The organism is Aquabacterium soli, from assembly GCF_003933735.1.
GTDB lineage: Bacteria > Pseudomonadota > Gammaproteobacteria > Burkholderiales > Burkholderiaceae_C > Aquabacterium > Aquabacterium soli.
Genome location: NZ_RSED01000022.1, coordinates 71698 through 78612 on the forward strand (window position 1 = coordinate 71698; position 6915 = coordinate 78612).

Below are 6915 nucleotides of genomic sequence, written 5' to 3' on the forward strand. Positions count from 1 at the left end.
CACGAAATGCCCGAACAGCCTCCCGCTATTCGGGCCATCCCGAACTTGAGATCGGGGCGACACTTGCCGATAAGACGGGGGACCCATGCATTACGGAGCCTTCGTCCATGACCCCCCTGCTGGATCCTGCCAGCCCCCATCAGGCCGATGCCGATACAGGTCGGGAAATCGCCGACCACTCGCCAAAAGCCGCCATCCTGATGCACACTGATGTGAACTCCACCACGACCGGCTGGCTGAACGATGCCTGGCGGCTGTGGGCACGCACCACCGAGCACACCGACAACACTCGCTGACCCGGCCCCAGCCTCCACGATGCATTCGCCATGCTGCCGACCGTGATCAACCCCAAGAAGCTGCAGGCCCGCATCGTCGCGGTCTACCTGGGCCTGTTGGTGGTCATCCAGGCGGCCAGTTACTGGTTCATCCAGGACAGCGTCGACCGCAACGCCCGCGCATCGATCCGCACCGAGCTCAACACCGGCGAGCGCGTCTTCCTGCGCCTGCTGCAGCAAAACACCTACAACCTCGAACAGGCCACGCGCGTGCTGTCGGCCGACTACGGGTTCCGCTCGGCCGTGGGCAGCGACGATGCCGAGACCTTGCAGTCTGCGCTCGAGAACCACGGCAACCGCATCAACGCGGGCGTGGCCGTGTTCACCGACGCACAGTTCCAGCTCAAGGCCAGCACCGTGCCCACCGCGATCCACTTCGTGGCCGCCGTGCAGCGCTATGCCCGCCAGAGCATGACCGGCGGGGCCCAGCCCAACCAGGTCGAGGTGGTCGATGGCCAGCCCTTCCAGATCGTGGCCGTGCCCGTGCGCGCGCCCATGATCATCGGCTGGGTGGGCATGGGCTTTCCCATCGGCGATGCCCTGCTCAAGGACATGAAGGCCCTGTCGGGCCTGGACGTCGTGCTGATGCTGCGCACCCCCCAGGGCGACTGGAACGTCAGCCAGGGCACCCTGGGCAAGGACCAGTGGCAGCCCGTGGCCGCGGCCTGGCAAAGCCCCATTTCAGCCAACAGCGATGGCACCGACCTGTCCCTGCTGGTGCAGGGCGATGAATACAGCGGCCACCAGGTGGTGCTGCCCGGCACGCCCGGCCAACCGCCCGTCACCGCCCTGCTGCTGCGCTCGGTCGACCAGGCCCTGGCGCCCTACGGCCAGCTCAAGCTGACCTTGCTGCTGCTGTCGGCCGTGGGCATCGCGGCCTTCGGGGTGGGCGGCTACTTCACGGCGCGCCGCATCACCACCCCGCTGCGCGTGCTGGCCGGCTCGGCCCGCCGCCTGGAGCGCGGCGACTATGGCGCGGAAGTGCGCGTGCACTCGCAGGATGAAATCGGCGACCTGGCCCAATCCTTCGAGACCATGCGCCAGGCCATCCAGGCCCGTGAGGGCGAGATCCGCCGCCTGGCCTACCAGGATGCCCTGACCGACCTGCCCAACCGCGAGCAGTTCCGCCATGACCTGCGCCAGGCCATCCTGCGCGCCAAGGAAGACGGCACGCCCTGCACCATCATGCTGCTGGACATGGACCGCTTCAAGCACGTCAACGACGTGCTGGGCCACCGCTTCGGCGACCGCCTGCTGCGCGCCGTGGCCGAGCGCCTGCGCAATGAAGCCCTGCAGCCCAGCGACATCCTGGCGCGCCTGGGCGGCGACGAGTTCGCCATCCTGCTGGCGCGCACCGATGCCCAGGCGGCCAAGGCCGTGGCCGAGCGCGTGCAGCAGGCCTTCGAGCGCCCCATCACGCTGGACGACCACACGGTCGACCTGGGCGCCGGCATCGGCATCGCCAGCTGCCCCGACCACGGCGAAGAGGCCGATCCGCTGCTCAGCCGCGCCGAGGTGGCCATGTACGCCGCCAAGCAGCACCAGGCCGGCACCGTGGCCTACCACCCGGGGCTCGACTCATCGAGCGAAGAATCGCTCACCCTGATGAGCGAGCTGCGCTACGCGGTCGACCACCACCAGCTGCGCCTGTTCCTGCAGCCCAAGATCAACCTGCGCACCGGCACCGTCATTGGTGCCGAAGCCCTGGTGCGCTGGGAGCACCCCGAGCGCGGCCTGGTGCCGCCGATGCGCTTCATCCCCTTTGCCGAGCAGACCGGCTTCATCCGCGTGCTGACCACCTGGATGATCGAGCAATCGGCCATGATGAGCGCGCAGCTCACGGCCGAAGGCCAGCCCATGAAGCTGTCGGTCAACCTGTCGACGCGCGACCTGATGGACCAGGACTTGCCCGCCAAGCTCGAACGCCTGCTGGGCCAGTACACCGTCAACCCCAACAACCTGATCCTGGAGATCACCGAGAGCGCCATCATGGACGACCCACAGCGCGCCATGCAGACGCTGGGCCGCCTGCACGCCATGGGGCTCAAGCTCTCCATCGACGACTTCGGCACGGGCTACTCTTCGCTGGCCTACCTCAAGCGCCTGCCGGTGGACGAGCTCAAGATCGACAAGTCCTTCGTGATGAACATGGAGAGCGATCTGCAGGATGCCAAGATCGTTCGATCCACGGTTGATCTGGCCCACAACCTGGGCCTGACCGTGGTGGCCGAAGGCGTGGAGAACGCCAAGTCATGGAAGCTGCTGGCCGGCCTGACCTGNACGCCAAGTCATGGAAGCTGCTGGCCGGCCTGACCTGCGACGAGGCCCAGGGCTATTTCATTGCCCGCCCGATGCCCGCCGCGCAGTTCCCGCACTGGGCCCGCACCTGGGTGCCGCCCGACACCACGCACGAGTGGCTGAGCACCGAATTCGCCGCGATGATCTGACCTAGGGCGCCATGAACGCGGCATGGCGCCGTTTCCGCACCATGCCTCTCAAACGTCTCATCTATGTCAGCCAGGCCGCGGCGGCCATGTCAGCCCCTGACCTGCAACGGCTGCAATCGCTCAGCGAACGCAACAATCGCCGCCAGGACATCACTGGTGCGCTGGGCTTCACAGGCCGCTACTTCATCCAGTGCATTGAAGGCCGTGCCGAACCCATCGACACCTTGATGCGCCGCATCGCAGCCGATACCCGCCACACAGCGGTGCTGGAGCTGTGCACCGTCGATGCAGACCGCCGGCTGTTCGATCAATGGTCGATGCGCTACTTCGACAGCCACGCGCTGGACGATGACGTGCACCAGGTGCATCAGGCGGGCCAACGCGACCCGGCCCGCGCGCAATGGCTGATCGACCGCATGACCGAATTTCTGCAACCAGGTCACAGCCTGCACCGGCTGTGACCCTCGCAAAGGCGGATCCGACGGGGTAAATCCTTAACAGTTGACGACAGCGCGCCGCGCTAAAGTGCAGGCGCTGATAAACGTTCAACAGGGAGAAACCTCATGCGCCTGCGCGCCATTCGCACCGGCCTGACCGCCGCCATCACCTTGTGCTGCCTGCTGGGCGCACAAACAGCCCAAGCCCAGAAATACCGCCTGGTCAACCTGGGCCCCGGCATTCCCACGGGCATCGCCAACGATGGCACCATCTCGGGCCACGTCCGTACCGAGGCCAACTGGGCAGACTACTATGCCGCCGTCTGGAAGACAGGCGACACCGGCCCGACCCTGCTCGGCAAGTTTCCGGGTGACGTGTACAGCACCACGAGCGCCATCAGCGGCGCCGGAACGGTGCTCGGCTACAGCTACCGCTATGAAGCCGCCGGGCACTACCAGATTGCGCGGGGGGCGCCGTTCACCTGGACCGCCGCCACCGGTCTGCAGGCCCTGCCCTGGCAAGCGCAGCACACCACCACCGGCGCCCACGCCATCAACAACCTGGGGCACATCAGCAGCTCATCCAGCGCCAAGGATCCGACGGACGACCGCTACAAGCCTTTTCTGTGGCGCCCAAACACCGGCATCACGTACCTGGACGGCATTGCCGGCACATCGCCCCACTACATCAAATCACTCAACGATCAGGACCAAGGCACAGGCACCGCATCGGACACCAACGACCCGCAGATGACCAAGGGCTTCTTCTGGTCCCCCTCCACCGGCGTCAAGTCCATCAGCTCGCCATCCTCGACCTACTCGGACATCGTCCCGACCACCATCAACTCGCAAGGCCAGGTGGCAGGCTTCCTGAGGGATCCCAAGACGGGCCGCACCAAGTTGTTCACCTGGTCGGCCCGCTACGGCACCACCAACCTCATGCTGCTGAACTCGTACGCGGAAGAGCTGGTGGCCGTGAGCATCGACAAGAACTACCGCGTGATCGGCAACCGGGATTATTTCTACCGACCCGACGGCAACAATCCCCCTGTCGGTTTCGTCTGGAGCCTGCTGACCGGCCTCAAGGACATCCACAGCCTGATCGTCGACAACGGGCCGGCCAGCGCGCCCGTCGTGACGCTCAACCGCCTGGTGGCTGTCAATGAAAGTGGCCAGATCGTCGCCAGCGCACGGATCAATGACCAGCCGCACGTCGTGCGCCTGGACCCGGTGCGCTGAGCCCCGGGAACGGCGAGTCAGCCAAGCGCCAGCCTGTCATTCAGCTGGCGCGCCAGCGCCCTGAAGGCCTCGATCTGGTCGTGTGGCAAGCCTGCAGCGGCCAGGTCAGGCGCGCCGCCGCCATGCGCCACAGCCGCCGCCTGCACCTCGATCAGCCGCTGTGCGTCGCCCAGACGCGGCAACACCGGCCCGGCGAACAGCACCTGGCCTGCACAGGCCAGCAGCAGCGTCGGGAAGGTCTCCACGTCCACATCGCCCACCAGCGCAGACTCGTCCTCAATGTCGATCCAGTGGTAACGATGCTGCGGCAGTCCCTTCTGCAAAGCAGAGAACACGGCCTCATAGTCACGGCATGTGCCGCACCAGTCGGCGCACAGGCAGACGACATCGAGCGTGGGATCCGGCGCAGCGTTGGACATGGAAACATTGTGGCAGAGGCATGGCCCACCATCTGCCTGATGCCCGCTCAAGCCAACGCATCCAGCGGACTGCGCACCCCGCCGCCTCCGACCTTGAGCACGTGCGTGTAGATCATGGTGGTGCTGACATCGGCATGCCCAAGCAGCTCTTGCACCGTGCGGATGTCGTAATGAGCCTGCAGCAGGTGCGTGGCGAACGAATGCCGCAGAGTATGGGGCGTGGCGGGCTTGCTGACCTTTGACAGCGCCAGCGCCCGCTTGAAGGCACGCTGGAAAGTCTTGTCGATCACATGGTGACGACGCTCGACACCGGTGCGCGGGCAAATGCATGGCTCATCGGTGGGGAAGACCCATTGCCATGCCCAGGTCTGGCCCTGACGCGGGTACTTGGACTCCAGCGCCCCGGGCATCCACACACCGGGCCGGCCGGCGGCGCGGTCGCGCTCCCACAGAAGGCGGACACGCTCCAGGTGCAGGCGAAGCGGCACGACCAACCGTGTGGGCAACATCACCGTGCGGTCCTTGCCGCCCTTGCCATCACGCACGACGATGGCGTGGTGACCGAAATCGATGTCCTTCACACGCACACGCAGCCCTTCGAGCAAACGCATACCAGTGCCATAGAGCAATTGGCCTACCAATTGGTATTTGGGCTCCAGTGCGCCCAAAACCGCAGAGACCTCATCATGCGACAGCACCACCGGGATCTTGCGCTGGGATTTTGGACGGCCAATATCACCCAGCCAGGGCATGTCGACACACAGCACCTTCTCGTAGAGGAATATCAATGCCGACAAGGCCTGCTTGTGCGTGGACGCAGCCACCAAGCGTTCGGTGGCCAAGTGAGACAGATACTTTTCAATCTCGGCGATGCCCATGTCGCGCGGATGCCGGGTGCCATGGAACCGGATGAAACCCCGCACCCAATACACATAAGCCTCTTCCGTGCGTATGCTGTAATGAAGATAACGAACGCGCTCGCGCACCTGATCGAGCAGCTTGACGGCGGTCAGCGGAGGCAGTGCCTCTGCGTCGGCGAACCTCTGTCGCATAACCTTGGGAACCCCTGTGATTTTTTACAGCATTCTGGCAGCGGACGCAGAGGCTGAACACCCGCATTGGAGGGGGTGTCGCCTAACCTTGGTAACCGAGGTTAGGGAACATCGAAGGACTACGAACGTGGCTGGTTATGGCACGTTTGTGTCGTCTACATTGCGTTAGGCCGCCACGAAACAAAGGGAAATCATGCCTGTTCTAGATGTTTCCATCTCAACCACGTTATTTAACCGTGCATATTTAGAACGCGCATGGCAAGCGCGGCATGAGCTTGCCGAATACGAACGCAATGGTTTCTCCCAGTTCTTCTACCTGACTGTTACTGGTCACATGGAAGCCTTTCTTTCGAAGATCATCGAGACAAGGCTGGGCTTTGTCTTCTCAGTATCAACCTCACTCAAAGAAGCCACTTTCGATTGGAACTCAAACGGGGTTAAGTCTACGCACCCAACCGAACCGATCTTTGAATCACTCAGGGGAATATTGTTCAACTTTGAGCGAAAAATAGAGAAAGCACCTTTGCAAAATTTAATCGAGCTCTTTCAAGATATTTTTTGCATAAAGTTAAGCAATACTTTGGGCGAATTGAATAGCGATTTAAACGCCTTGGCCAATCTAAGAAACATATTTGCCCATGGGCGCAATCTTTGGCTGAGCTTTGAGCAAAATGAGGAAAACTGCATCAGCCTCGATCAAAATCCTCTTCAACTTCCCGCCCAGCGGCTCTTCGCCGCAAAAATATTGCCATCGCTCAGGCTTGATCCCAGCAACTACACCAACCTTCAAAAGGCATTTTATTCCGACGAAGGAATGCTATATTTTTTGAACAAGGCACGCGAGATTGAGGGGATTCTGAAGAACACCCTGTCATTTCCTCCTGAGCAAGACATGCCTATATTAATCAGCCTGCCAGCATTAAAGGCCTGAATCATTTTTATGACATTGCAGCCTAACTGGTTGATCAAGCCGACGCCCACAAGCT

7 protein-coding genes are annotated in these 6915 nt (G+C 62.7%); 5 read left to right on the forward strand and 2 right to left on the reverse strand.

Annotated elements, in window-relative coordinates; translation table 11 throughout:
- The first annotated feature begins 107 nt into the window (after window positions 1-107).
- The 4 genes from EIP75_RS20650 (at window position 108) to EIP75_RS20665 (ending at window position 4458) form a co-directional block, all read left to right on the forward strand.
- On the forward strand, window positions 108-296 hold the full coding sequence (locus tag EIP75_RS20650; RefSeq protein ID WP_125245084.1) for a hypothetical protein: 189 nt from the start codon (window positions 108-110) through the stop codon (window positions 294-296).
- A 30-nt stretch (window positions 297-326) separates the two neighbouring features.
- Entirely contained in the window at window positions 327-2648 is a 2322-nt protein-coding gene (locus EIP75_RS20655; RefSeq protein WP_233584965.1) for a bifunctional diguanylate cyclase/phosphodiesterase, read from the forward strand.
- Window positions 2649-2823: 175 nt separating this feature from the next.
- A complete protein-coding gene (locus tag EIP75_RS20660; protein ID WP_158622928.1) occupies window positions 2824-3243 on the forward strand; it encodes a BLUF domain-containing protein in 420 nt (139 codons plus the stop codon).
- A 102-nt stretch (window positions 3244-3345) separates the two neighbouring features.
- Window positions 3346-4458, forward strand: a complete 1113-nt coding sequence (locus EIP75_RS20665; protein WP_125245086.1) for a hypothetical protein — start codon at window positions 3346-3348, stop codon at window positions 4456-4458.
- A 17-nt stretch (window positions 4459-4475) separates the two neighbouring features.
- Here EIP75_RS20665 and EIP75_RS20670 read toward each other — a convergent pair whose 3' ends face one another.
- Both EIP75_RS20670 and EIP75_RS20675 read right to left on the reverse strand, forming a co-directional pair.
- Window positions 4476-4877 carry a thioredoxin family protein gene (locus EIP75_RS20670; protein ID WP_125245087.1) on the reverse strand — a complete coding sequence of 134 codons (402 nt, stop codon included), beginning with the start codon at window positions 4875-4877 and terminating at the stop codon, window positions 4476-4478.
- Window positions 4878-4924: 47 nt separating this feature from the next.
- Window positions 4925-5929, reverse strand: a complete 1005-nt coding sequence (locus EIP75_RS20675; RefSeq protein ID WP_125245088.1) for an integron integrase — start codon at window positions 5927-5929, stop codon at window positions 4925-4927.
- A 193-nt stretch (window positions 5930-6122) separates the two neighbouring features.
- On the opposite strand from EIP75_RS20675, the gene EIP75_RS20680 reads away from it, so the two are divergent.
- Window positions 6123-6860: a hypothetical protein gene (locus EIP75_RS20680; protein WP_125245089.1), complete on the forward strand. Its 738-nt coding sequence runs from the start codon at window positions 6123-6125 to the stop codon at window positions 6858-6860.
- Window positions 6861-6915: the final 55 nt, after the last annotated feature.

What these genes read in the sequence shown, in the direction of transcription:
- EIP75_RS20665 (WP_125245086.1), top strand. Translation starts at nt 3,346, where the DNA reads ATGCGCCTGCGCGCCATTCGCACCGGCCTGACCGCCGCCATCACCTTG.
- EIP75_RS20675 (WP_125245088.1), bottom strand. Translation starts at nt 5,929, where the DNA reads ATGCGACAGAGGTTCGCCGACGCAGAGGCACTGCCTCCGCTGACCGCC.
- EIP75_RS20670 (WP_125245087.1), bottom strand. Translation starts at nt 4,877, where the DNA reads ATGTCCAACGCTGCGCCGGATCCCACGCTCGATGTCGTCTGCCTGTGC.
- EIP75_RS20660 (WP_158622928.1), top strand. Translation starts at nt 2,824, where the DNA reads ATGCCTCTCAAACGTCTCATCTATGTCAGCCAGGCCGCGGCGGCCATG.
- EIP75_RS20650 (WP_125245084.1), top strand. Translation starts at nt 108, where the DNA reads ATGACCCCCCTGCTGGATCCTGCCAGCCCCCATCAGGCCGATGCCGAT.
- EIP75_RS20680 (WP_125245089.1), top strand. Translation starts at nt 6,123, where the DNA reads ATGCCTGTTCTAGATGTTTCCATCTCAACCACGTTATTTAACCGTGCA.